The sequence below is a fragment of the Runella zeae DSM 19591 genome (genome assembly GCF_000423565.1).
GTDB classification, from domain to species: domain Bacteria; phylum Bacteroidota; class Bacteroidia; order Cytophagales; family Spirosomataceae; genus Runella; species Runella zeae.
This window is the reverse complement of the sequence record NZ_AUIF01000062.1, coordinates 1-24,797: the sequence shown is the minus strand read 5'-3', so window position 1 is coordinate 24,797 and position 24,797 is coordinate 1. Positions and strand designations below refer to the sequence as shown.

Genomic DNA, 24,797 nt, shown 5'->3' with positions numbered 1-24,797 from the left:
CTGACACAAATGTAATGAACCCAAGCAAAATCATTTCTAAGATTGAAGAAATAATTGACCTTTGTACAGACAACAGCTTAATTGCTGCGTTACAAAAAACACTTACGCTTTCTTATGCAATAGACGATGAAGAACTAGAAAGGTGGGTAGGGCTTGAGCTTAGTGGCTATACCAAAACAAACCCTTATTTTGAGCATTCTGAAAAGTTTCCCTATTATCGAAAAATAATAGGTATATATACAGATGCTAACAATAGACCTCTTTCCGAATACATTCCAGACTTAAAAGAGTTTAATTTTTTCTATTTGAAGCAAGGGGTTCTAGAATTATTGGCCTTTAGTCAAAGAAATAAAACAATAGTAATTCCACATCCTCTAACAGAAGATGTAAAGGATGATATGAAGCTCCAAATGATTGAAAAGTTCCATTTTGAACCTGCTATCGTTTTAGGAGTTTTGCAGATTATTACAAATCAACTATTGAGGAAACTTTCTTTAATTAGAAAACAACTGCTTATGACTTCACAGGATGCCTTTTCGCTTAAAGAAGCATTGACAATGGTAAACGGTATGCATCCTGTAGTAAAGACTGTAGCCATCAACTATTTAGAACAAAACAATTATCGTTCTGCTATTTTAGATACTTATATTGAAATGGTAAATATGGTGAAAAATAAATCTGGCTTATCTAATGATGACGGTAGTACATTGATGGATAAAGCTTTTTCGGTAAACAAACCTGTTCTAAAATACACTGACGATAAAAATAAGCAACAGGGAATAATGCTCCTATTTAAAGGAGCTGTTATGGCCATTAGAAACCCCAATGCCCATAAAATTATTCGCTGGGAAAATTTATCAAGAACACTTGAATGGTTGAGTTTTGCGAGTGGTCTGCTTCATATTCTTGACGAATGTGAAGTGGTATCTTATCCAGCAGACGCTTGAGACGTGAATACTCATTCATGTAAGCATTAAGAATCTTACTTTGTACCTCCATTTTTTGTTCGAGTGTGCGATTATCAATGTCATCCATAAGTCGATTTTTTTTTCTTGTACAAAATATTTCGCGGCCAGCTACGTGCTGGCCACGGTGTTCTTAAAATCTAAGTTGAGTTTTCACTTCATCTATATCTTTGCCCAATACAAGCTGATAGTCGATCCCAAAAGACCGTATCCAAGTACCTTCTTCTAAAATATCTAAAACCGTATCACGGTGGTCTTGGATGATGATTTCTTCATTGACAATAAGGCAAGCCCATCCCCTGCCCATTTCTGTATCTTGAAATAGTATGTACTGATTTCCATCGTTACTTTTCTGATAAGTACCAGAAGGCAAAGTCAAGATCTCAAAGCTTAATTCGCCAGCGTAAGGATTTGTACTCATTTGAGCAGTGGTGCTGACTTCTGCCACGTTAAGTATAATGCCCGCGCTTCTAAGGACTTCTACCACAATCCTATTGAGTCGATTGCGATTATACGGATGGATTTCGTTCATAAATCCTGTGAAAACAAATTTGTTTTCAGTAATTCGTGTTCCAGCTGCATCAGTAGTTACAAAAAGCTGATGATCACCGTTGCCATAAGTTCGAAATTGCATAAGCAGTATTGGTTATTAGTGGCCAGCACGGAGCTGGCCACTGTGAATTATTTTTTCTGGTTTGGCTTAATTTGATTCATCCAAAATGCTTCTACTTGAATAATCATAGAATCAAGTTTACTTATTGCTTCCTCCTCTGGAAGTTCAGATAAATCGTCACGTAGCAAAATCAGCATTTGACCAGCGGCGCCGTAGAATGCACGGCGAGTTTCTTGGAGTTGGATTGGATGCATCGTTTTGATATTTAATCCTACTCTTTCAAGATAAAGCATGAACTGATGCTCAATGTTAAACTTTTCCATTAGTACCCTTCCTCCCATGTTTCCTTGGCATCCTTGTGTTCGATGAGGGGAGCTTCGTCGAGCTGGAGAGCTGCTTCTACATCGTTGGGTCGATGAAAGGGGTATTTGTCGTAAAACTTGTTAATCACTTCTTCAGCCCTGATTACTTCATGACCGTAATGATTCAGGGTATCACTTACGATTTCTTTAGCCCGTTCGAAATTCTTTAGGTCTTTTCGGTAGTCGTGGGCCGCTTCTACATCATTACGGATTTGATTGTAGGCCGCTAACATATCGGTACCTTCGGGTACTTCGGCAGTGAGGCCGATGCGCTCATTTTCGTAGTTGCCAAGATTGTAGGTCTTGGAATACTCCACACGGGTGTACTTTATTCCTTCCATAATATAATTGATTAGTTTAAACGGTTATTGATTTCTTGTTGAACTAGGTCGTTAAGGTTGCGATAGGTTTTTTCAAGTTCATTGAAGTGCCTTGTCTCCTCTGCTATTTTTGAAATAGAGGCATTTTGTATCGCGTAGGCAATAGCTTGTGTAAGTTCTTCCTTCATTGCTATCAAATCATCAATTGAAACCTTATTTAAATCGATTGGCATTGTAGTAGGGGGATTTTATTCAGGTAAAAAATTACGATTAGTAAGCTGTCGATGGATTTGGCCAAGTACCATGTTGAGACTTTCTGGTATGACGCTATTGGTCATTTCCGTCATTAGGATTCGAGCCACACTTATGGGGATATCCAATTTTTTGGCGATGTTGGGCGATCCTCTTCTAATGCGGAAATAGGCGGCCAAGTATTTGTTGTTGTACCACTCAGCCAACACGATATGGGTGTTAGAAGATTGGCATTGTAGTTCATGTACATTGTCGCGAATCGTCCGTACAAATTGCTCTAAGAGTCTAGCTTCTGAAGGATAGACTTTGATGGCGATTGGCATTACCGTTGGCAACCATTCTGGCTCATTCATACTTCACCCCCTTTCTTGACTCTCCCCCAAATTTTTTCTGCTTCAGCTTCGGTCAAGGGTTCCCCCTTGTTAAGTTTCTCCACCAGTCGCATCAAGTAGTCTGTCTTAGGCGAAGCGCGTTTGTATATCCAGTCAGTGGTGATGAGGCATTGTTGCCCTTTGTGGTCTTGCAAAATCTTCAAAAACTCCACCTTAAAATCTGCCGTAAAGCCATAATGGAAGGTTTTCATTGCTTCAGCTATCTTCAGAAACTCATCATCAATCACTTGGATTGTGTTGATTTTGTGAGTTCCTCCAGCTTCGATGAAAGAGGCGAGGGCGTTGACGCCGAGGGTGACGAATTTATCTTGAGTAATGATGGAAAGTCGTATCATGATTCACCTCCTTCCTGTATTTGAGCTAGTATTTTTTATAAATACGCCAAAACATGATAGTTTTTGGTTAACGAATTCTAAAAATTCTTCGTAAGACAATTTAATGTTATCTATCTTTTCAAATGAACCCCCAAGTTTTCTTGTGTCAATTACTAACTCAGTTTCATCGTTTAAATAAGACTTCCAATAAGTTGCTTGTATATCTAAGCAACCATGAAAAGTATATTTCAAATAATTATGTCTATGCCTACTTGAAATATAAGGCTCACAATACAAACGAACAGGCGATTTGCCGTCGGTGGCTAATTGGTTATTCATACCTCACCTCCTTCCTTTTTTGAACGAGCGGCCATCATATCGTCGGCCACTTCGTAAGCCCATTTTGCAGACAGTGGCACTTTACCATATTTGTTTATTAGGGCTGGTAGAGCTGCCATCGCAAACTGATCACGTAGGGTAAGGTACGGGTCATATGGTTGAGCATTCACTACTTTTTTGAGTGTCTCTATGACAGCGTTTTCTACATTATGGACATCATCTTTTAAGAGATAGGTGCTGCCAGATTTCGTGACGACTCTTGAGCCAAATTCTCTAAAGCCATCCGTCCAGTGATTGATTGATTCAATATCAGTAGCGTCAATTATCACAGTTTTATCCTTAATGCTTGTGAATGAAATCATGGTATTATTCATGATTCACCTCCTTTCTGAAAAACAAAGGTGCCGAGTACCGCTGTACGCTCCTTAGTGTTGTGGATGATATCGATATGGACCGTGGAGTCAAGCTGCTTGAGCTTGATTTTTGTCTCTTTGTGAATATCTGGATACTTGGCTAGTATCACATAACAATCAAGTTCTAGCCTTTCGCGGAGATGCTCAAAATTAAGGTCTGGAGAGTAATATACTTTTTCGCTAATCTCGGTTTTGAAGGTGTTGATCAGCATCGTAAGTATATCACTGGGGGCTTTGCAGCAGGAATGAAAATGCTTGTACATGTTTTTAGAAAATTGAAAGTTGGCGGAGAGATTCGTGGTATTCCCAAAAGGATTTGAAACAAGAAAACTTGTACCGGTACTGCGGCTCCTGATTAGCTTGAGTATGCTTAATCCATTCTGCTACTCTATCCGTTACAGCGATGAGGACTTCTTTTTCGGTCTGATAGTGGCAGTACTTTTCAGCAACTCCCATACCGCATCCAGCACAACTCCCAAACAGAATTTCAGCATGGTAGCCGTACCCCCATTTGTCATCATGCTCAGCAATGGATATTTTTAGTGCGCAACCCTCATTCTGAATCTGAAATGGCACCTGCGGGTTGATGCAGACACCGGAGTCGTTGAATTCGTACTTAGGCATATACATTAGTGAGATAAGGTAAAACAAGAATGAGCAGGTCTTCGCCGTCTTGGGGAGCGGTGGGCGTGAAGTATACCGCTTTGTTCGATGCTTCCATTGAAAGCGTAAGCTCCTTGGCATGTCCAGGAATATTGGCCAGCATTGTTTCCAAATCTAGTAGCAGAAAACACACTTTTTCGGTAACTGTGTGGCTCAGGCTAAATCGTTCCGTTGCAGCCCGGCCACGGCTCATGTCTTCGGTGGTTATGATACAGCGGTCTGGTACAAGGATGAAGGTGACGTAGGGGGTATCTGATTCGGCGAGTAAGTGGATCCTAGTGAGGGCATCATTTAGTTGACTTACCTGAAAATTGATTTTTTGGGTGGCACTGCTAAATTGAATCACGCTCTCTATGTTGGGGTAAGTCGCCTTAATCTGAAGCGTCGAAAATAGAAACATATCACTACTCACAATCACACGTTGCGCCGAAGCCGCGAGGGTTATCGTTTCGTTTTTGGGGAGTATTTTTTGCAATACCGAAACTCCCGCTTTAGGGATCAACATACTGACGTCGTGATCAATGACGACGTCGTTTCGTATGTAGCGTACCAACTTCCGACCGTCGCAACTCGATATTGTCAGCTTATTTTTAGCCGCTCCAATGAACATGCCCGTTAAATTCATTTTGTCTGGGTTATTTGCTATCGCATAAGCAGCGTAGCTGATCGCGGAGGTGAGTACTTCGCTATCGAGCTGGAAGGAGACGGCTTTGCTTTGCAGTTTGGGGAAGTCTGGAAAATCGTCGGGGTTCTGGCAGCCAAAATCGTAGTTGTTTTCGGCACACTCAATTTTCAGTTTGCGATTATGAGCCGTATAAACAAATGTAATAGGCTCCGCAGGGAGCAAGGCCACAAGACTGATGAGCGTCTTGGCCGGAACACACATCGAAAAAGGAAAGTCCTTTTGCTCCTCGATGCTATCGTCGGCCGAGCGAGCTTGAATCATGTTCACGTCGTTGGAGGCAGTGACGGTGATGTAGCGAGCTGAAGTTCGGACGTCGATTTTCAAGAACTCGTAAATAGGTACAATCGGTTTGGCCGCTACGGCGTGCTTGACGAGGTTGAGCAAGCGGTGCAGCTCGCTTTGGGAGATTGTGAATTTCCGATCAGTTTGCATATATTTGTCAGGTTTATAGTGAAAAAAAATCATTTTTGCCCCCTGCACACTTGCACTGTGCAGGGGTTTTTTGTTAGAATAGAAAATGCCCGTTGGTGACCAGCTGAGCGATTCTATTTTCTGAAGTGAGGTCAGATACTTGGCTCACATCGTGAAGTGATGCTTCCAACACAAGGGCAGAGTTTCGCTTCAGGTAATCTTTGAAGTGATTTTCCCAATACGTAGGGCCATATCCATTGAGGCGTTTGAGTTTGTACACATATTGGTTATCAAAAAACCATTTGCTTCTTTCGCCTGGGCGCTGATTGGTGAATCTTACTGCAATGGCCCGCGTGGCATAGTACTTTTGAGCCTTGCGTTTTTCTTCGGTGAGTTGAGGCATGAGAGTATGGTGGTTTTAGTTAGAGGTCAGAGTAAAAGCCTTCGCCCATTTCGTTCATCCAAGATTCTACGTACACCACATGAGCCGTTTTTTTGTCGGCCGCTTTTTGGGCCCGAATCGTGATGGTATTGCGTTTGGCGGGTCGGAAGTTGTTGGCTTTTTGCTTGAGATATTGTTCACAAAATCGCTCAACTACGTCTTGGCCATAGGGCTTGGCGAGGTTTTGGTAATACACAAATAGCTGGAGCTCATTTTTTTCGATGTGTTTGGCACGAGGTTTTCCAGCGGCCAAGTTCTCAAAATCGATACGAGCGGCATTGAGCAGGTATTCGACGCGATTTTTACGTTTTCGGAGCTTATCTTTTTCGAGCCACGTCGCCGTAGTTGAAAATCCAAAGTGATTGAGAGGGTCGAAGTATCCCATTTTGCGGCCAGCCTGATAGGGTAGGTCAGGGTGTCGGTGGGGGTTTTGGTGGAACCAATCACTCGCCATGTTGACTCGTTGGACGAGTTCGTTGTAGTAATTATCCCACTCTCTATCAGTCATATTGACCCGAAAACCTCCAAAAACCCCTTCTACAATGGCCAGTACTGCTTCGTTGTTGTCATGGTCGCTGAATTGTTTGCCAGGGTAGAGGGTGGTGCGAGCCAACAGCCAAAAGTTTAAGCTCAGGGTTTTGAAATAGGCGGGCAGTCGCAGAAATTTCGCATAGGGAGCAGTGTTATCCACAGGGGGCAGAAAATCGCCGCCGCGCCCCCCCGGCTGTCTTGTTTCCGTGCTAGGCTTCGAATTTGCTGGTTTGTTGGCATTTTGAGCCAGACTGTGCGGATCCTCGTTGTTTCCGTGTTGTTGTTTCCGTGTTTTTCCACTATCTACCGCTATTATTGTAGTTGAAGGTTGTTTCTGTGAAATATCAGAAGGCGGCAAATTTTGCCGTACTGATACGGAAAGAGGGCTTTTTGAGGCTTTTGAAACGATTTTTTCGGCCTTTTCGCTTTTTTCGCCAAACAGGATTTGGGGAGATATCCACAGGCGGTAGCTGTGCTGACGGCCGCAAAATATGTACTTCGAAATCAGCCCCACTTCGATGAGCTTTTGGACGTGATCGTATACACTACGCGGCGACCGCTGGAGCCGCTCTCCAATCTCGACGCGATTGGTACGTAGATATACATCATCAGGGTGAGCCATGTTGTGGTGGTGGCGGTTGGCATTGGCCCAAGCCTCAGCATACTGGGCAATGAGGTGCATCCCCGTAGCCTTGACAGCGGCCTTGATGGTGCCTTTTTTGCGGGTAATGGTACGCTCAATGACATCACCGTTTAGCTTGATTTGCCTTTGATAGCTGACGCTGGCACACTGATTGTTGTACTCTTCGACTCGCTTACACCAGCGTTTTACGGCTTCGTGATAGTTGATTTGGGGCGTGTAATTCATGTTTTTACTAAAAATAAGGTCAAAAAATACCCTATAGGTGGGCGTTACCCCACCTAAGAGCTTTGTGGACTGGCGTCCTCGTTGGGTCTCCTGACTGGACTCGAACCAGTACTTTCCCTGTGGCGTGGGTGTGTTACCATTACACTACAGGAGACTTACTCATCCTCTTCACCGGACACTCTGAGCACCTAAGTAGGTGCGAGAGTGGAAAAAACCTAAACCTCTAAAGAATGTCCAGTGGTTAGGGGAAAAGTTTATTCATACAGCACATATAAACCTCTGGAAAATGTCGACGGTAGATGTCCAAAACAAAGTTTAATATTGTCACATGGGTCTCAAAGTCTTGGCAATTGACCGTCAGAGCACCTCTTATACCTACAATAGACTCTGTATTCATACCTCCTTCTCCATGTATTTTGATGGGGTCCCCTTTGGTATAGGCAATCATCACATTTGTAGCTCCTACCTTCTGCCGAAATTCATCTAAGGCTTCTTGAGCTTTCCTGTTTTGTTCTTCAGTTGTATTGAGTTGAATCATGGTTTTCGGGTTAAGAGGATTTGGGGTACACTTCTAAAATGGGGGTCTGCTTTACGGCGTCGATGATATAGGGTACGAGTAGGGTTTTGAGGTTTTCATGAATACGCTCAATCGCCTCTTTGATGTCGTCGGCATTCAAGAGCATTTGGCTTACAATCTTCTTCTCAGTACGTCGCACTTCATCCATTGAGATGTAGTACATCCTTATCAGGTACCAGTACTCTCCTTTTTCCTCATGAAATACATCAGAGAGTTTAATCGGGGTGAGTGCCTTGATAGCATAGTCTCGGATGGCGTTTTCTTCCGCGATTTCGTACATACGAGCTTCGGCATCGGTGTAACTGAATGCCTCCAAAAGGTAGGTTTCGGAGAGGTTTTTGAGGGAGCCATTTTCCTGCTCCTGTTGATATGAGAATTTACCTTGGTACCAACTCATGGTTTTCGGGTTAAGAGGTGATTGAAGTAGCGTATCTGGGCGCGATTGAAACGGTAGTAGACATACGCATATCGAAGCCGCGCAAAGAAGTTGCCGCTATGCGGCTTCCTAAGCTGCTTGTGCCAATAGAGTACCGGCTTGGCGGCAGATTCAACTTTCTTGATGAGTGCTTCCGAAAATCGGACACTCTCTACGGGAATCGTCTCCTTTTTCATTGTTCTGGCTTTTTAGGATTTACACGCGTTAACCAAGGCCATATCACCACAAACATGATGAGCCAAAGAATTACGTCCAGGTTCATTTCGGCTCCTCCTTTCCATGCTTGACTAAGCATCGACTTTCGCCGTGGCCGTTGAAAGCCTTCTGTGAAAATTGCTTGCCGCAGCCTCGGCAAGTCCTCAAATCGGGCTTGGCCTCAGCAGTACTGGCTATGCTTGGGGGGGGAGGGGTAGTAGATTGGGGGGTATGAAGCTGACTGTAATAGGTGTCCAAAAACTCCACTATCGGGATTCCACCTCGGCATAGTAGAGCAGTAAGCAAGCGCATTTGGGTTTCTTGTTGGATACGATTGCCGGGCTGGTCTCGCATACTATCCATCCACGCCATCGCTTCCTTATATATATCCTGTTGCCTAGGGGCAATATTGGATACATAGACGTCGATTCCGTTACACATTTTCTTGAGGTTTAGGGTTCTTAAGAATCATAAACTGAAACTCTTGACTCATGTCAGCCTCACCGGTAAGGTGTGCCGCTACGTTTGCTGCTGCATACTTGAGGTGACGCCTTGCCACCACATCGGAGCTTTGCTCTGCCATACGTACCACCGTCTGGAGGTACTGAGCGATGAGAGTAGCGTCAGGATGTTTCATGGCTTTTTCTTACCTATAGCTATAGAAGCTAATAACCACCCTGCCAAAAATGTCAGGACAAATGTTAGGAGCATTCTGATTGCGTCGCACATGATTATTGGAAAGTAAGTTGGTGCTCTGTATAGTGATTATGATACCGCTGAACGGTCGACATCAGCCAATCCAGTTCTTTAGGCGTAGGAATTTCTGAACTCCCAACGGCCATCATCATCGTAAATTGCTGGTCGGTAGAGTACCCAAAAAGCTCAACAAAATCCTTCTTGATTTCGGAGCGGGCCTTCTTCTTGATAACCCCGTCATGGTACATCAGGCGTACATCTTCGAGTGTCATAACTTTGCCGTTTAGTAAATAATTATTACAACTTTTATTATCATTTGTCAAAAAGTTGTTTATTTGTTGTTGCTATCTGATACAAATATCTAAAATTAGATAAACAATTACCTAATTTTAGATAAAATAAATTTTGAAAATTTTGCAATAAGCTCATTTTCAAAACATTATGCATTTGAAATATTTTGTTTAGCTAGTAGCTGAGTCAGCATTATTAGGCAGAAGTTAGGCTTAATACACCGTTAACGACTCTATCGAATTTCTAAAATTAGATAATCACAAATTCATTAATAAATCAAAACAACAACTTTATAATTCATTTAATATGGGACTCTTCAGTAAACTTTTTTCTTCTACATCTCAACCTTCTATTCAGTTCAATAGTGACCGCGAAGCCTTTTTTGCTATTGTATATGCCTGCGTCGCAATAGATGGAGAAATAGGTAATGATGAAATTGAGGCTTTGGTGGGATTTATGCATAGCAATAATTACATGGAAGGATTTAATAGTTTAGAAGCATATCGCAGATTAGATTCTTTAAAATCTAAATACGGAGTGCAAGCAATAGTGACGGCGGCACTTCCGATCGTTAAAGAAACAATGAAGCCAACCCTTTTTGCGACGGCTGTAGACTTTATCTTAGCCGATGGCATTGTTAATGCCAAAGAAGAGGCTTTATTAGAGGATTTACAGAACGGGCTAAGTATATCCAATGACCTTGCCACAAAAATCATTGATGTTATGGTAATTAAAAATAAAGCATCTTAATTAACTAACGACCATGGAACAAACTGACATCTCACTCCGAATTAAAGGAATCATTGAAGCTTTAGGGATGAATAATAACTCATTTGCGAAATCGCTGGGGAGAAGTTATTCAAATGTAGCATATATAATCGAGGGAAAAGTGAAGCCAGGTTTTGACTTTATAACTGCTCTACTAAAGAAATATCCTCAAGTCAATTCTTCATGGCTACTTACTGGAGAAGGAGAGATGTTTGCGGATGCTCCTGCTTTGGTAGCTGCAAATGAAAACTACCTTCAAGAATACTTGAAAAAGTTAGAGGAAAGCTTTATGCGCCTTAGCAAGCAAATAGAAGTGAAAGACCAGCAAATAGCCGCAAAAGATAAGCAAATAGATCGCTTGATGGATTTACTGGGAAAGCATGAGTGTGTCACCGGGACTGGCGTTTTGAAAGCGCATCCAGCAACAGAGGTTTTGGCTCAGAGAGCCTAATCTTTTTTTTGCTTAGGCGGCTGAAACGTCGGTGGCACAGTGTTAAGTTAAGTACTTAACGCAGTCATTATCAGTGAGGGTTCGATTTCCAAAGGGACGTCCCAGCGGGATCACCAAAATATCTTAAAGTATTTCGTGATATTACAAAAACGCCTTAGATTCACTTCTAAGGCGTTTTTTTGTTTATATTCGTCCCACTACGTCATAAGAAGAACTAAAAAAAGTTACAGTAAAAGTTTCAGCGTATGGGCAAGGTTACTTTTCACTTCGAGCTAAACAGTCGTCCAGGAGCAGACGGTAAGCATAGCATCATGCTACGGATTACGCACAACAAAAAACCAAAGCGTATCAATATAGGCTACAGTGTAAAAAAAGAAGACTGGAACGCTGAGAAGGAAGAAGTAAGGAAGTCTCATTCCCTTTATGCTCAAATCAACATGGCAATGAAGGTAAAGCTCCTCGAAGCTGAAAAAGAATACCTCAAAAGATTTGCCGAAAACAGCCCACTTTCGGCAGGAGAGATTCAACGCAAGCTCAAGAAAGAAGTGCTAGGTGAAAGCTATTTGGACTATGCGGATCAGCATGTGGGCAAAGTCCCTAACCCCGAAACCCAGGCGGCCCGTGAGTCAATTGTAAGCAAACTCAAACAGTACTTAGGAAAAGGCCGGGACGGTCGCCAAAAAGATTTATACTTTTCCGAAATCACCTATGATTTTCTGAAAGATTATGAAAGGCACCTGACCCGCCTTGGCAATAGTGCCAATACCATTGGTGCCAATATGAAGGTACTTAAGACCATCTATCGAGAGGCGGTAAAATCAAAACGCTATCGCTTGACCGACGGCTCCCCGTGGGATGAGTATGCTCCACCGCGAAAAACCAAGACGAAACGAACTCGCTTAAAAGCTTTCGAGATAGAGGCCATTGAAAAGCTAGAAGTACCACCCAATACCAGGAGAGCTGATGCCAAGTATATGTTTTTGTTTTCTTTCTATATGCAAGGCATAAGGGTCAAAGACCTGCTTCAGCTGACTTGGAAAGACGTAAAGGGAAACTACCTCTATTACTCTGCCAATAAAACCGATAAAGGCCGTGGTAGAAAAATAATATCGAAAGCTCAAGCAATCCTTGACTTATACAAGCCGATTCCTCCCCTGAAGCCCAAACCGAATGATTACATATTCCCGCTTTTGAAAAATGTGGACAAGAAACAATTTGACCCCCGTAAATGGGTGAAGTTTCTGGATTCTAAAAATTCACTCCTACGTAATGAACTGAATGAGATTGCGGAGCAAATTGGGACTGAAAAGCTCAGTATGCACGTAGCACGGCATAGCTTTGCCAACATTGCCCGGCAGTTGATTGGAGATATTCATATTATCTCCGACGCGCTCGATCACAGTAGCATCAGCATTACGGAGCAATATTTCAACGATGCCGAGCCAGAAGAAAATGACGAGCTTGTAAAAAGAGTATTTGGGGAATAAAAGCTCAAGCCTTTTGACTCGGCTTGACTAGATTTTGGGCATCAAGCAGGTTAAAATAGTGCTGACGGCGCTCAGACTCAATCTTTTTAAGCTCCGTTAGCTTTTGAATCTGCTGCTCATAAGCCAACTCTGCTACGCTAGACTCAATGAATTTTTGCCAAATTTCGTCGGATTGCATTTGTTTTGTCATAAAAATATATTTTTGTCATAAAAATACATATTTATGATAAATGAGTATTTAAGTCATAAAAATTTATTTTTGTAAATAAACTTATCTTACTACGATGACAACAACCAAGATATACTTAGATACTCCAAATGACATTCACTCTAAAATTAAAAAATTGCAGCTTAAGCGCTTAGAATTGGGAGATAAGGTAACGCTTAGAGATGTTTACTATGAAGTTTTACGCAAAGGCTTAGAGTTAATAGAATCAGAAGAAAACCTTGCTCAATAGTACTCTATTGAGTAAGGTTTATAACTAGTATATGGAGAAAAGTTATTAAGTACATTCTGAAAATCTGATTAATGACATAAAGTTAGGTATTAGTGAAACATATATAATACTTGTCTAATTTTGCATATTCTGTTAATATTTGTCCATACCTTAATAAGGTACATAAACTTTATATCGACTTTTACTCTATAGATATGACAACTAAAAAAAACCATCATTTCGTACCTAAACGGTACTTAAAAGAATTTGGTAAAGGTAAAGACAATGATTTATATTTATGGAAGTTAGATCTCAGTAAGTCAATTCTACGATCTGAAAAATCATACATTGGTAAAACTTTATGCACTAAAGAATATTTTTATCGTATTAATACTCAAGAAAGCTTTCTTGCTTCTAGATTTGGGCAGAACCCTGACATTATTGAAGATGAAGGGTTTGATTATGAAAAAGAGATGCCTAGATTATTAGCAAAATTAAAGGAAAAAAAAGAAAATCACGTTTTATTATCTGTAAAAGACACTTGTTCTATAGTCAATATGATAGTCAGCATAAAGTTTAGAAACCCATATGTAAGAGATGTATATGAAAGCTTAAGTGGAATCAAGGATCATATTCCTACTGCACGCCAACACCTAGAAAATATACTAAAAAAGATAAACCCTCAAGATAAAGCTTTGATGGATTATGCGAATGAGCTAAAAAAAAAATATGAGTACGACTTAGAAAACCCACAAGAACTTTTGAGAATCCTTCATACAGTTGCTTTGTATTTAGACCCAGAAAGTGGTTTGGCCAGTGAAGCTTTAAAGTTAAAAAAACATCTTATTAACTCTAAATGGGAAATAATTAGAACGCATCCTAATTCTCAAATTATTACTTCAGATAATCCAGGGATTTTTTTTAATAAGGAAAACGTATGGTCTTTGATTTTTGACGACTTCGATAAGAAAAGAATAGATAGATTCTTTTTTCCCCTGTCTCCTTTGCATGGTTTACTTATACATTTATTAGAAATAGATACAAAAATAGGCCCTAATAAAGAAAAAGTTGTAGCAGTTACTTACTCACCCAATAAAGTAGCAGAATACAATATTTGTCATTGTACACATGCTAATAAAATTTTAATAGGAGCGGATGAAAAAGCTTTAGTAGAAGCCGCAAAAAGAGGGCAGTCAGCTTGGGTAGAAGCAATGCCTACTAGATTATATAAACCCCCTAGACCCGAATAAAAAAGAGAAATTATTTTGATTGTAATTTTTCAAGTTCTTTGAATATGTAGCCAAATAAGAAGAACGAAAAATAAAGATTCGTTAGAATTATTAAAAAATACTATTTCCTGTATGTAAAAAGCTATGTTTAAGAGAGGGTTTGGTAAAAAATTAAATATCTCCCCATACTGTTTATGGCTGATGATTGTTGGGCTGAACAACAATTTGAAATTGCTTGCCCCAAGAAACACCATAAGTATTTTCGTATAGCTTAACAAAAGGAGTAAGCTGAAAAAAACATTTAGCATTACATGAGCTTCCCAAATTAACTTACTTAATATTCCAGAACCTTCTTCTACTTTTTAAACCAAAGTCTTGAATTTTTTCGAAGGTGAGAGGTATATGTATATATGTGCAAATCTTCCAGAAAACTACCTGCGGGCGATTGATGCATAATGTGAGTCAGCAATATCGTAAACGAAGTAGATAAATCCGCCAGCTACGAGTGAATTAGCTACTTGTCCAAGTATTGGAATGGGATGTAGTAATGTTGCAAAGAGTTTCAGAAAGGTACTAATAACCACCATTTTTGCACAGAACCAGATAAGGTCGCCTAGGTTAGATACACCGTAAGATTTTGCAATTTTGTGAACCATGATCGACCGCGATGAGTAAAAAAGACGCCCCTGGAATTAACGCAATCAGGGCACCAATCGCTACATAAACAAGCTTCATAACTATTTTAAATTTGAGTTGAAAATGAATGGGTATTACTATAATTAAATGCTAGCTTGTCGGGGCGATTGGCTTGCTAACAACAGCTCCAAAATGTTATCGTGTGTCAATTATAGTCTTGCCTGACAAAATAGTGCTTGCTAAGTGTAAACAAATTCTCACAAAACCCTCGTTTTATGAGACATGTTGCAATGTCTTTCGCAAGTTATAAAAAAGTTGTTGGAAATGTCTCATATCATCATCTCAAATTTCTATGTTTTATTTTAGTATCTTTGTTTAAGTTAATGAGACAAAAATATGATATTTGGATACGCTAGGGTGTCAACCCAAGAACAAAACTTAAATCTTCAAATCGACGGGCTTCAACAAGCAGGTTGTGAGCGTATATTTCAGGAAAAAGCCTCATCAGCTACTGAAAGGCCCCAACTTCAAAAGTTGATAGAACATTTGCGTGAAGGGGACACACTTATCGTGTGGAAACTTGACCGTCTGGGTAGATCACTCAAAGAGTTGATACATCTAATAAGTGCATTTCAAGAAAGAAAAATAGGTTTTAAAAGCCTAAATGATGCCATTGATACCACAACCGCCCAAGGTAGGTTAGTTTTTAACATATTTGCTTCCTTAGCAGAATTTGAAAGAGATATAATCCGTGAACGAACTAAAGCAGGATTGTCAGCCGCCCGTGCGCGGGGACGGCAAGGAGGAAAACCCAAAGGGCTAAGTAAAGAAGCTCAATCAAAAGCAGAAGCGGCAAAAATTTTATATGATAAAAAAGAAAAAACGGTTGCTGAAATCGGTAAACTTCTAGGAATCAGTCGAGCGACGGTTTATAGATATTTAGATACCACAATCTAGTTCAAAAGAAATAAATTAATTGAATATCTTTGCATCCTAGCTTCGACAACAACTTGATATATACATAATAGTGATTTGGACGTCCAAAGAAAACCCGCTATCGATAGCGGGTTTTCTATTTTTTATCCAGTATTCTCATCTCTTATAAGCTGAATATCTTTCTCAAATCTTTCAAACTCATAATAGTTGAGAGTGACTTTGAGGTTTTTTAAGTCGCCACGCATGGCGTTTACTTCAGCTAAGAGCTGCATCATAGCTTTAGCATTGAAATCGCTTCCTTGAGAGGAGCTGCCAGCTGAAGGCAGAGCCGTGCTTCCACCTTGAGCAAAATAGCGGGGTCTTACTGCCTCCAGTGCTCCGGCAATATTGGCCACTACCGGATCCTGTAACATTGCATAAGGAATAACATATTCTTGTTTGCCTCCTTCTCCACCTATCCAGGAGCGGGGCCCAAGATTAAAATAAGTAGGTGTATCGATGTAGCCCGCAGGGTTGCCACTGTTGTCTACTTTCAAAGCTTGCATAGAGGTGCTACCGCCAGTTTCTCGCCCAGGCACTCTTTTGTAGGAGGGCGTTTCGGCTTGAGGGGCAGTACTCAATACCTTCTTAGCTTTGGCGATATTAGCCAATACAATTCCAATGGACGAGGAAATTGCTAAAGCTTTTTCAATAGGAGTAAGTCCAACCATAGCACCATCGGCAGTTACGGCACTTATCGCCTTGGCAGTATCAATGGCTATTTGAATCATTGCGGCGGTTTTTTGGAATGCCAAAAACATCCCTTCGTTTTCGCCTGTAACTTCCATTAGGCTTGTAAAAATGTCACTTACACCCGAAGCTAAATTAGAGTATGCGGCTAGTCGTTTTTGAGTAAAATCTAAATGAAGTTGGTTAGACTCATCGTAATAATTTTTCTCAGCTTGTATTAAAACCTGTCCAAATTGATGAGTCATTTCACTTCTTAACTCATCAGGGGCGCTTGATAAAGCTTCATTAAAATTATCTCTAAGGGACTTGATTTCTTGATCATATTTGTCTTTTAGCTGGCTTTGGGCATTGAACTCATCATTTTCACTAATCCCTAAAGAACCTTCTCCCTTTGATGAATATACCGATTTTTTCCCTTTTCGATAGTCGGCCATTGCTTTTTCAGACTGTTCGAGACTCTCGCGTTGGGCACTAGCTATTTTTTCTCTAGCTTCAACCGCATCCTTGATTCTCTCCTGGTTCTCCTTCTCTAGTTGCCTAGTATGTTTCTCTTCAATGGCTGTTCGCTCTTGCTTTTCAAGTTGGTCGATTTCTATGATAAGTTTCGCATTGCCTTTGGCTTCTGTCCGCAGCTTCTCATATTTTAACTCTACTTCTTTAAGTTCTTTTTCATGGGTACTGAGGGTATTCAAGAGAAGTGCTGCACGTATTTGTTCTATTTCTTTACTGTATTGTTTCTCAATGGCTGTTTTCTCTTGTTCTTCAAGTTCTTTGATTTCTTTGATGAGTTTCGCATTGCCTTTGGCTTCTGTCTGTAGCTTCTTATATTTTAACTCTACAGCCTTAATTTCTCTCTCATAGCTACTTAAGCTATTCAAAAGAACATCTTCTTGTAACTTTTGTAGTTCCTTCCTAAGATTTTCAAGCTCCTTTTTTTCCTTTTTACCCGGAACATTACTGACTGGAGTAGAAGTGTTGGGAGAATTTGAGGAGGTAGGGTTAGGATTTTCACCACTATAACCCCCGGTCTGGATATTTTCTTGCCAAGGACCCGCACCACTATACCCCCCTGTAGGAGCGGGATTCACGGGAGCTTTGGGAGTAGTCCACCAAGAGTTTACCTTATCAATGTTTTCTTGGCGTCGTTTCATCAAATTGTCCATATTTGAGAGCGGGTTGATTTTAAATTGCCCCCCAAAAAAGTTCATCACTTTCTTTCCACTGTTAATAAGAACATCAAAATAGCCAATCAACGTAGCGGTTTCGTTGGCAACGACCATAATGGCCGTGGCTAATAATTTAAAGACAACGCCAATGCCCTTTCCTACATCAATCACCAATTTTCCGGCGTCGCCGTAGCCCGTCAAGGTTACAGTTAAGTCCCTCAGACTAATAAGGAGATTACCAATGGCATCGATGATTGATTCAATCACACTCAGGAAACTAAAGGAAGTTTTATTGGCATCATCCATTTTCTCGGTCAAACCCAACATCCTATTCAGAAGAGAAACCAGGCCGGTGGCAAAGTCTTGAAAAGTTTGATTGTAAATGAGGCCATTCCACCATTCTGATAGTCTCTTCAAGCCCAAGGCCAGCTCATGATTTTTCTTATTAAACTCGGCGGTAATACTGTCCGTGTTTTGGAGGGCATCGCCTGCAAGTTTAATTTTTTGGGCAAGCATTTCTTGATTAGTCGAAAGCTTGGAGAGTACCTCACTGGCGCCTGCTCCGGTGAGCTTTGATTCTTCAAGCGCGGCCATGAATGCAATTTGATTGGGTTGTATTTCTTTCAACCCTCGTAGATAAGCTAGGAATGCGCCATAAATATCTTCTCCAATTAATTTCTTATATTCTTGAAGGGTCATTTTCGCACCATCGGCAGTCTTGGCTACTTTCGCAAAGGCTTCTGTTTCGGTAAGCATCCTTTGGAAAATATCAACCGTGGCCGTGGATCCGCGTTCAGCGGTTACATTTAGCTCCTCCAAAGTAGCCGAAAGACCTAATACTTGGGCTTCGCTCACCTTCAGGGGAATTAATACACCACCGATACGGCTCGAAAAATCAGTCATACCCGCACCGGTAGCAGCTCCTTGGGCTTCCAGTACGTTGAGCGCGTTTCCAATGTGCAAAAGATCTTTCTCAATGTTGTCCGATTTAAGGTTCTGGAAAATATTCCTCAGCTTCAGTACTGCTCCAGCGGTAGCCTCTGCACTGCCAAACTGATCGCCCAAGGCTACGTTTACTTGGTCAGCTCCTTTCACGAAGCCGGCGATTTGCTCCTTGGCTACGCCAAACTGCCCACCTACTTTGGCCATGTCTCTCAGCTCCTTGGTAGCGGTTCGGGTATTGAAGCCTTTAAGTTCTCGATTGAGGGCTTTTACTTCGGCATCGGTCATGTCGGTTGCCTTGGCAACATCAGCCAAAGAATCACGTAATTCCAACGCTTTATTGATAAGCTGAGGAATAAACATGATGAGTTGTTGGAGCAGGGCCGTGATTACGTTTCCTCCCACAACCCCAGCAGCAATCTGAACTACCTCGCTCTTAAAGCGACTCCAGCCTGAGCGTATATCCCCGATTAGGGTTTTTTGCTTCATGTATTCGTCAGTGATAAGCTTCTTTTGTTTAAGGAGCTCCGCCCGCTGCGGATCATTGATTTTCATATCTCGAAGCTCCTTATTGACGTGGTTAAGGGCCACGCCAAGCTGTTTTACACTGGTTTCGGCAGACTTCCCGTCTACTACAAGTTGGATGACTGATTTGGATGTATTAGTACTGTTCTTTGCCATTGCTATAATTGTATTTCAACTTGTACATTCATTTCGGCGGCTAACTCCGCCAGTACTTGTTGGGTGTTGGTAGTAGCCAGTTCTCTTAGGCGTTTTTGTTCGTAAGCATATTGAGGCCCAAACCACGGCTTGGCACTTCGTTTTGACCGCATTCGGCCAGCTGCTAGCGGAACGCCGCTTTGAGATTCTAGTAAGGTGATGCCTTTACCTACACCCCAATCGACAAAGCGACCGTAGAAGTTGAAGCGTAAAGTCCCCATGACACTATCAGCGCCTTTTGATACCGAAAAACGGATACTATCATCCAAATCACCCTCGTAACCAATCTGGAACTCTTGCAGATTCTTTTTCAAGCGTTCTTGAAAAATGGGCATAAACATCTTGAGGGTAGCTTCATTGAGCGCCCGTAAACGAATTTCGGGGAGTTGGTTATTAGCCAAACCGGGAATGGTTGCCGTCGCTCGGGTCTGTTCGGTGCTACTACTTGACCATTTGGCTCTGACGGTTCTACCGTTGGCCAAAATTCTTTTCATCACTGCCATGCTAGAAGATGATTAAGTATTCAGGGTTTTCGAGAATGACCAACCCCCGGTAGATGTATCCAGTACTTGGAAATTCCATTACTATCAGATTGGTGCGTATCACGGCACTGGTGCCCGAAATCACCGCACTGTATTCTTTGGTTTCTACCGTTGTCTCGTTGGTAGCAGATACAGTAGTTCTGGTTTGGATTTCAAAAAATACCGTGAGCCCAGAGACATTCGCTTGTGCAATTTTCTCCGGGCTTGTCCAGCAGTTGATCTGTATATCAGCAATGAATCCGGCGTTTTGGCTAGGCCCCGTGTCTTGGCCACGACGGTTGATTTCGATCACCTCAAGCCAGGGAAATGATTGGGCGTCGATTGGACCAAACTTGCCAGGGAGTAGGGGGTAGCTGTAAGTCTTAGCTTTGACAAATCCGCTTTTGCTCGGTAGCTCTATCACAAGTTTGGATACGAGATGACGCATATATACCCGATTGTTACCAGTGAGTCCTAAGAGACGATTGAAACTGAACTTCTGAAGCAAAGATTCTGGAATTAAAAACTCATGCTCCATTTCGCGGTTGGTATCGATGATATTGAGATAGCGCCGGATATGTTGTTGAAAAACACTTAATCTTTGCCGACTATCTTCACAGCTCTGGGCGATTTGTTTATTGAGAGCATTATACATCCCACTTGTGAGCATAGGATAGAGCTGACCCGACGAATCAGGTTGCATGCCTCGATAAGCGAGTAGCCGCAGTTTGGGTTCATTGCTAAGGGGAAGTTGAGGGCTGTAGGCCGCTGAACGGCTCAACTTTGCATCTCTTACATTTCCTCGCTGAAGGGCTCGAGGAATAATCCATTTGGCTCCCGTGTGGGGATTGGTAGCTTTGTACATATTGAGTGTACCAATAGGTACATCATAGTTTTGCTCTCCGTCGCCCAGGGTAAAGGTTGGATTGAAGTTGGATTCTTTGTAGAGTTTATCTCCTGAATCCTCGGCTACTTTTACACTGAAACCGCGATTTTCGGGCCTACGTAATCGGGGATTTTCTAATGACTGATAATTGCTCCAGTCTTCTATCTCTTGGGAGTCTAGTATTTGGGCCAGTGACTTAATTTCAACAATGCCCGGAGGATTACGGAATTCAAAACTAAGTACAAAGTATTTGCGTATTGCTTTCAGGAACTCACCAACTGTCATATCAGGTAGATGCTCCGCAATCTTTATTCTGAGAATGCCAAATACATTGAAAAGACGACTGCCAAGGGCATAGGTATTATAAATGACGCGGCATTTGATTTCAGGATCATCAATCCAATTTCCGGCAATATCGAAGCCGAGCCACTGCATCAGCTCTCGAATCACCGGAACCAAGTACGGGAATGGTACTAAAAACCGCCCCATATGTTTGACGGTTACATTGGTATAGGGAAGAAAAGAAGAACTGGAAATAGATTCGTCATACAAAAAACCTCTACCAGTGCCCGTTTTACCGTATGGGTTGATATAGGGTTCATACCTAAAGTTATAGAGTTCGAAGGGAGCATCTCCTTTGGTTTCTTCGTCATTAAAGGCAAAATCACTTTCGATAAAATCGGGATTATAGATAGGGGCAAAAACAACAGGATAAGTACCAATAGGATGTTGGGCTATTTGACGTAAATACAAACTGAGGAGTAGGTTAGGCCCTACGGTAAAATCAGTTTTGATTGCATCACGAAGTTTGGTGTTTTTGATTTTACGATTTACTTCAGCCGCTTCAAACTTGAGATGCCCTACTGCCATGTTGCCCTCTACGTCGTAGGCTAGAGTACATCTTACAGCCAATACATTTGATAAATAGGCAATAACTTGTAGCTCATTGTAAACCTGTTCAGGGCGGTGGGCATAGTCAATAAAAATAAGATTAGACGGGGTAAGTCCAAACCGAATTTGATAGCTGAAACTACCAGGCAATTTATCATCATCAGAAAAAAGCCAAGTATTCCATTCAAGCTGAATGGACGTATCTGGAGAGAGCTCCAATTCGCGGTCATTTCGTAAGATTCTTATCATGCCAACAAGGTAGAAGGTTGGCTAAATCAACACTAGGAAAACAAATAAAGAACCCAAGCGACATTGCCACTTGGGTTGCTGCATTAATCCATGAAAACTCTAAATCCTTAGTAGGAGCCATATTGCAATGGTAGTAGCAGCTCCTATCGAAATGCCTTTTCGATATGCCTTGGCTTGTATTTTGGGAACCTCTTTTTTTAAGTTGTTATAAACCAAGGTAGTGTCGGCCAAACGCCTTTCTGCATCAACGAGCATATCGTAGCAAGCGACGGCAGCGTCTGCGTTGCTAATGCGCTGCGCGTTGTAAGCTATCGTTATATCTCGCTTCCGCGATTCTTCGCTTAAGCTTTTCGAGCTTGCGCAATTTTGTAGAGTCAGACTGGCTAAGACTAACAATAGCAATACTATCTGACTGTTTTTTGATTTCATAGTTGATGTTGGTTTGAGGCTTGGGAGATTGTCTTACTAGCCGAACTATCACTATTACTACGAGTGATAGCAGGGCTATTATAAGAAGGAGGCGTTTGATATTTGTCATTCTGGATAGAGGTTGTTAAGAAAATTTTGTTGTGTTAAGGGTTTGAGCGTATACCCCTGATATTCTGCGAAGATTTTCGCCGCCTCGTATATTTGCTGCTTATTGCCACTAAACAGCATCATGTGCAGGTTTTTCAGACCCGAATCGGTCGGCACCCACTTGGGTATATAATCATTCTGCTCGTCTACTTTTTGGTAGGTCGAATCCACAATCCGATAGAACTCGAAGTGACAAAATAAGGCTGCTGTATCGCCCAAAATGGGATTAAGTGCTTTGGCGGATATACCTTCCACATAGTAGCCCCCAGGAATGCGCGGGGATTTAAAAAATGTGGAATCGCACTTGAAGACTAGGTGCTGCGCCTGTGCCACTCCCGACACTAGCAACAAAAAAATAAGTAGGTACTTTTTCATAGAATTAACTGCATTCTCGACGTGATTTTCGTCGAGAAAATGAAGAAACCTCTCTACACGAGAGCCGAATTTTGTAAGATTATAGATTGATTTATTGAGGCCTAAATCGCATGAAATCGTGCGAAATCCGCCAAATTTATACTTGTCTATTTTGCGCTTTCTAAACAAGAAATCCCACAGCTCACCACCCACTACATTAATCAGAATATCGTAGGCGATAGCGATATTTTTTGCGTAGAGTCCAAGGCTCTCTTTTTTCGAGAGCTTAATTCCTATCGTAACAAGAATTAGAAAAGGGGACAGCACGAAGAAGATAGTGCGCGCGAAAATGGCTAGGATGAAGTTCATAATGCTGTCAGGGTTAAGGTGCCACCATTCGCGACGGAGATTCTATATCGCGTCCCGTCGGGGCTTTTCAGGATGATTCCTTTTGTGCTGTCGAGAATCTCTACGTCATTGATACTTGTCGTATATCCCGTATTCCAGACTCGAAATTTTGGGATGTGTGTAGCACTATTGCCACCAGACGCACTATTAGTACCTAAGTCAAGGAGTAGTTTTTCGCCAGAACCAAGATTTGGCTCGTAGATAGATGTATAATTAGCAACATATCCTGCTGTGCCAGATTGATTGATTGTTCCAATATTTTGCAATCCATATTGTACTGCATTTGAGGAGTTGTAGGTATACATAACTGCGACTCTTGAAAAGCCAGACAAATCAAGTGGAGTAGCAGTTACACCGAGTTTGGAAAGTCCGATTCTTGAAATAACCATACCGTTAGACCCGTCCCATACCGATATGGCATTGCCTGCTGCTCTTACATCAAGAGCATACTGAGGCGAGGTTGTACCTATGCCAACACTAGATGAAAACGTAGAAACACCCTGAAAACGAGAAGTTCCATTAACATCCCACTTATATCCTCCATTGATATTACTACCAAGAGAAAAATTGCCGTCTGAGTGAAATCTTGCCGCCTCTGCGCCAGCCCCCCCTCCAACAAGAAAAGCAAGGGTTGTATTTCCGCGTAAAACACCTCCATTGCCTAGTCCAAGTGTCGCCTGTCCAGTATTGGTTCCAGTATTGAAAACAAATAGACTGGGAGATATGTGAACGTCATTGGGATTAATACTTACTCTGTTATTTCCACCTTGCTGTAGATAAAGCGTCCCAAGCTGATTGTTAATAGTGCTAATGTAACCAATATTCCAGTGCTGTCCCGAGCCGCTACCTCCCAGATTTCGTACACCAGATGGAATAAGATTGCTAGTAATTGCCACCGCCTCACTCGCCCACCTCGCCGCCCAGGCGGCTGTCCAGTCGGTAATGTGAGAGGCGGTATGCTGGTGCGAAGTGTCCGACTTCGTAGCTAACTGAGTAGGCGTTACAGGTGTATAACCAAGCGCTGCCGTCACCGCCGCACCCGTCACGGTAGCGTCAGAACCGGGAGGGCCTTGCACACCTTGTGGGCCTTGCGCTCCTGTCGCACCAGTAGGCCCGGCCGGCCCTTGTGCGCCCGGCTCACCCTTATAGATAGTTGCCAATTCTGCATTAGCCACCACGACAGGCGTAAGGATATTAACCTTCAGCAGTACATCCGAACCCGCGTTCACCGCACTACTAGCAGTCGTATTATTCGAGGGAGCGAAGCTGATCAGAACCGGTGTCGTCTTTTTCACCCCTACAATCTTGTCCTCGACGGCGATTTGAAAGGCGTAGTCACCTTTCAATAAGGCAGTGCGAGAGCTGCGGAGCTGAAGACGAAAACAGCTGTCATTTAGGGGGACGATTGTAGATTTCTGAAGGTCGCCCACCTCGGCGCCGCCTAAAAAGGCAGTCAATTTCGCAATGCGCGAGGTATCATAAGACGACGGAAAATTCAGCGTAAGCGTGAAGCTTTCCCCCTGCTTCACCCGCGCAATTGGTGTCTGGGCAACCGCCGAAAATGTCGCGATGCACAGTAGTAAGATTAGGTATTTTTTCATGTTACTTGTAAGAATACATCTTCATTTTTTTGAAATGCGAAATTG

33 protein-coding genes and 1 tRNA gene are annotated in these 24,797 nt (G+C 42.1%); 7 read left to right on the top strand and 27 right to left on the bottom strand.

Translation table 11 applies throughout. The features are described from left to right. Window positions 1-14: 14 nt before the first annotated feature. Entirely contained in the window at window positions 15-947 is a 933-nt protein-coding gene (locus tag G563_RS0116670; RefSeq protein WP_028666316.1) for a TIGR02391 family protein, read from the top strand. A 151-nt stretch (window positions 948-1,098) separates the two neighbouring features. On the opposite strand, the gene G563_RS0116665 is transcribed toward G563_RS0116670, so the two are convergent. The 20 genes from G563_RS0116665 to G563_RS0116570 all read right to left on the bottom strand — a co-directional run bounded on the left by G563_RS0116665 (window position 1,099) and on the right by G563_RS0116570 (window position 9,746). Next, on the bottom strand, window positions 1,099-1,599 hold the full coding sequence (locus tag G563_RS0116665; protein ID WP_028666315.1) for a hypothetical protein: 501 nt from the start codon (window positions 1,597-1,599) through the stop codon (window positions 1,099-1,101). A gap of 47 nt (window positions 1,600-1,646) precedes the next feature. Further along, window positions 1,647-1,832: a hypothetical protein gene (locus G563_RS0116660; protein ID WP_157585412.1), complete on the bottom strand. Its 186-nt coding sequence runs from the start codon at window positions 1,830-1,832 to the stop codon at window positions 1,647-1,649. A gap of 68 nt (window positions 1,833-1,900) precedes the next feature. Further along, window positions 1,901-2,281 carry a hypothetical protein gene (locus G563_RS0116655; protein WP_028666313.1) on the bottom strand — a complete coding sequence of 127 codons (381 nt, stop codon included), beginning with the start codon at window positions 2,279-2,281 and terminating at the stop codon, window positions 1,901-1,903. Between the two features lie 11 nt (window positions 2,282-2,292). After that, complete coding sequence (locus tag G563_RS0116650) at window positions 2,293-2,493, bottom strand: hypothetical protein (RefSeq protein ID WP_028666312.1); 201 nt, start codon at window positions 2,491-2,493, stop codon at window positions 2,293-2,295. A 15-nt stretch (window positions 2,494-2,508) separates the two neighbouring features. Next, window positions 2,509-2,865, bottom strand: a complete 357-nt coding sequence (locus tag G563_RS0116645) for a hypothetical protein (RefSeq protein WP_028666311.1) — start codon at window positions 2,863-2,865, stop codon at window positions 2,509-2,511. Then, entirely contained in the window at window positions 2,862-3,239 is a 378-nt protein-coding gene (locus tag G563_RS0116640; RefSeq protein WP_028666310.1) for a hypothetical protein, read from the bottom strand. The genes G563_RS0116645 and G563_RS0116640 overlap by 4 nt, the downstream gene beginning before the upstream one ends. Window positions 3,240-3,242: 3 nt before the next feature. After that, on the bottom strand, window positions 3,243-3,557 hold the full coding sequence (locus tag G563_RS39310; protein WP_169579770.1) for a hypothetical protein: 315 nt from the start codon (window positions 3,555-3,557) through the stop codon (window positions 3,243-3,245). Continuing rightward, complete coding sequence (locus tag G563_RS0116635) at window positions 3,554-3,919, bottom strand: hypothetical protein (RefSeq protein ID WP_157585410.1); 366 nt, start codon at window positions 3,917-3,919, stop codon at window positions 3,554-3,556. The genes G563_RS39310 and G563_RS0116635 overlap by 4 nt, the downstream gene beginning before the upstream one ends. 8 nt (window positions 3,920-3,927) lie before the next feature. Further along, the gene (locus G563_RS0116630; RefSeq protein WP_157585408.1) at window positions 3,928-4,233 is read right to left on the bottom strand and encodes a hypothetical protein; all 306 of its coding nucleotides are present in this window, start codon (window positions 4,231-4,233) and stop codon (window positions 3,928-3,930) included. A 4-nt stretch (window positions 4,234-4,237) separates the two neighbouring features. Continuing rightward, window positions 4,238-4,594: a hypothetical protein gene (locus tag G563_RS0116625; protein ID WP_037327208.1), complete on the bottom strand. Its 357-nt coding sequence runs from the start codon at window positions 4,592-4,594 to the stop codon at window positions 4,238-4,240. Next, entirely contained in the window at window positions 4,587-5,750 is a 1,164-nt protein-coding gene (locus G563_RS0116620; RefSeq protein WP_169579769.1) for a DNA polymerase III subunit beta family protein, read from the bottom strand. Before G563_RS0116620 ends, G563_RS0116625 begins: the two co-directional genes overlap by 8 nt. 73 nt (window positions 5,751-5,823) lie before the next feature. After that, window positions 5,824-6,132 carry a hypothetical protein gene (locus G563_RS0116615; RefSeq protein WP_028666305.1) on the bottom strand — a complete coding sequence of 103 codons (309 nt, stop codon included), beginning with the start codon at window positions 6,130-6,132 and terminating at the stop codon, window positions 5,824-5,826. Window positions 6,133-6,151: 19 nt separating this feature from the next. Then, window positions 6,152-7,570 carry a hypothetical protein gene (locus tag G563_RS0116610; RefSeq protein ID WP_028666304.1) on the bottom strand — a complete coding sequence of 473 codons (1,419 nt, stop codon included), beginning with the start codon at window positions 7,568-7,570 and terminating at the stop codon, window positions 6,152-6,154. Between the two features lie 82 nt (window positions 7,571-7,652). Beyond that, a tRNA-OTHER gene (locus G563_RS0116605) sits at window positions 7,653-7,724 on the bottom strand. 87 nt (window positions 7,725-7,811) lie between these two features. Further along, complete coding sequence (locus G563_RS0116600) at window positions 7,812-8,108, bottom strand: hypothetical protein (RefSeq protein WP_028666303.1); 297 nt, start codon at window positions 8,106-8,108, stop codon at window positions 7,812-7,814. A 10-nt stretch (window positions 8,109-8,118) separates the two neighbouring features. Then, complete coding sequence (locus G563_RS35020) at window positions 8,119-8,544, bottom strand: DUF4494 domain-containing protein (protein ID WP_037327211.1); 426 nt, start codon at window positions 8,542-8,544, stop codon at window positions 8,119-8,121. Continuing rightward, complete coding sequence (locus G563_RS0116590; RefSeq protein WP_028666302.1) at window positions 8,541-8,759, bottom strand: hypothetical protein; 219 nt, start codon at window positions 8,757-8,759, stop codon at window positions 8,541-8,543. The genes G563_RS35020 and G563_RS0116590 overlap by 4 nt, the downstream gene beginning before the upstream one ends. A gap of 82 nt (window positions 8,760-8,841) precedes the next feature. After that, on the bottom strand, window positions 8,842-9,219 hold the full coding sequence (locus G563_RS0116580; RefSeq protein WP_028666301.1) for a hypothetical protein: 378 nt from the start codon (window positions 9,217-9,219) through the stop codon (window positions 8,842-8,844). Continuing rightward, entirely contained in the window at window positions 9,212-9,415 is a 204-nt protein-coding gene (locus G563_RS0116575; RefSeq protein WP_028666300.1) for a hypothetical protein, read from the bottom strand. Before G563_RS0116575 ends, G563_RS0116580 begins: the two co-directional genes overlap by 8 nt. A gap of 94 nt (window positions 9,416-9,509) precedes the next feature. Next, a complete protein-coding gene (locus G563_RS0116570) occupies window positions 9,510-9,746 on the bottom strand; it encodes a hypothetical protein (protein ID WP_157585404.1) in 237 nt (78 codons plus the stop codon). A gap of 325 nt (window positions 9,747-10,071) precedes the next feature. On the opposite strand from G563_RS0116570, the gene G563_RS37085 reads away from it, so the two are divergent. The 3 genes from G563_RS37085 to G563_RS0116555 all read left to right on the top strand — a co-directional run bounded on the left by G563_RS37085 (window position 10,072) and on the right by G563_RS0116555 (window position 12,471). Then, window positions 10,072-10,515: a tellurite resistance TerB family protein gene (locus tag G563_RS37085; RefSeq protein ID WP_028666298.1), complete on the top strand. Its 444-nt coding sequence runs from the start codon at window positions 10,072-10,074 to the stop codon at window positions 10,513-10,515. Window positions 10,516-10,528: 13 nt separating this feature from the next. Then, window positions 10,529-10,984, top strand: coding sequence for a DUF536 domain-containing protein (locus tag G563_RS0116560; RefSeq protein ID WP_028666297.1), 456 nt, complete (start codon window positions 10,529-10,531; stop codon window positions 10,982-10,984). A gap of 245 nt (window positions 10,985-11,229) precedes the next feature. Further along, the gene (locus G563_RS0116555; RefSeq protein ID WP_028666296.1) at window positions 11,230-12,471 is read left to right on the top strand and encodes a site-specific integrase; all 1,242 of its coding nucleotides are present in this window, start codon (window positions 11,230-11,232) and stop codon (window positions 12,469-12,471) included. A 4-nt stretch (window positions 12,472-12,475) separates the two neighbouring features. Here the strand turns inward: G563_RS0116555 and G563_RS0116550 are convergent, their stop codons facing one another. Continuing rightward, on the bottom strand, window positions 12,476-12,661 hold the full coding sequence (locus tag G563_RS0116550; RefSeq protein ID WP_028666295.1) for a hypothetical protein: 186 nt from the start codon (window positions 12,659-12,661) through the stop codon (window positions 12,476-12,478). A 94-nt stretch (window positions 12,662-12,755) separates the two neighbouring features. Between G563_RS0116550 and G563_RS38115 the strand changes: the two genes are divergently transcribed. From G563_RS38115 to G563_RS35010, 3 genes are all read left to right on the top strand, one after another. Next, complete coding sequence (locus G563_RS38115) at window positions 12,756-12,929, top strand: hypothetical protein (RefSeq protein WP_157585401.1); 174 nt, start codon at window positions 12,756-12,758, stop codon at window positions 12,927-12,929. A gap of 194 nt (window positions 12,930-13,123) precedes the next feature. Further along, the gene (locus G563_RS0116540) at window positions 13,124-14,158 is read left to right on the top strand and encodes a DUF4238 domain-containing protein (RefSeq protein WP_028666294.1); all 1,035 of its coding nucleotides are present in this window, start codon (window positions 13,124-13,126) and stop codon (window positions 14,156-14,158) included. Window positions 14,159-15,169: 1,011 nt separating this feature from the next. Next, window positions 15,170-15,730 (top strand): recombinase family protein, encoded by a 561-nt coding sequence (locus G563_RS35010; RefSeq protein WP_037327207.1) that lies wholly within the window; start codon window positions 15,170-15,172, stop codon window positions 15,728-15,730. 122 nt (window positions 15,731-15,852) lie between these two features. Here G563_RS35010 and G563_RS0116520 read toward each other — a convergent pair whose 3' ends face one another. The 6 genes from G563_RS0116520 to G563_RS0116490 all read right to left on the bottom strand — a co-directional run bounded on the left by G563_RS0116520 (window position 15,853) and on the right by G563_RS0116490 (window position 24,581). Beyond that, window positions 15,853-19,227 (bottom strand): phage tail tape measure protein, encoded by a 3,375-nt coding sequence (locus tag G563_RS0116520; RefSeq protein WP_028666291.1) that lies wholly within the window; start codon window positions 19,225-19,227, stop codon window positions 15,853-15,855. A 2-nt stretch (window positions 19,228-19,229) separates the two neighbouring features. Beyond that, window positions 19,230-19,760: a hypothetical protein gene (locus tag G563_RS0116515; protein ID WP_157585399.1), complete on the bottom strand. Its 531-nt coding sequence runs from the start codon at window positions 19,758-19,760 to the stop codon at window positions 19,230-19,232. Between the two features lie 10 nt (window positions 19,761-19,770). Further along, window positions 19,771-21,813 (bottom strand): hypothetical protein, encoded by a 2,043-nt coding sequence (locus G563_RS0116510; protein WP_028666289.1) that lies wholly within the window; start codon window positions 21,811-21,813, stop codon window positions 19,771-19,773. Between the two features lie 99 nt (window positions 21,814-21,912). After that, the gene (locus G563_RS38110) at window positions 21,913-22,242 is read right to left on the bottom strand and encodes a hypothetical protein (RefSeq protein ID WP_157585397.1); all 330 of its coding nucleotides are present in this window, start codon (window positions 22,240-22,242) and stop codon (window positions 21,913-21,915) included. A gap of 105 nt (window positions 22,243-22,347) precedes the next feature. Further along, a complete protein-coding gene (locus tag G563_RS0116495; RefSeq protein WP_028666287.1) occupies window positions 22,348-23,112 on the bottom strand; it encodes a hypothetical protein in 765 nt (254 codons plus the stop codon). Then, window positions 23,109-24,581 (bottom strand): collagen-like triple helix repeat-containing protein, encoded by a 1,473-nt coding sequence (locus G563_RS0116490; protein ID WP_157585395.1) that lies wholly within the window; start codon window positions 24,579-24,581, stop codon window positions 23,109-23,111. Before G563_RS0116490 ends, G563_RS0116495 begins: the two co-directional genes overlap by 4 nt. Between the last annotated feature and the right edge of the window lie 216 nt (window positions 24,582-24,797).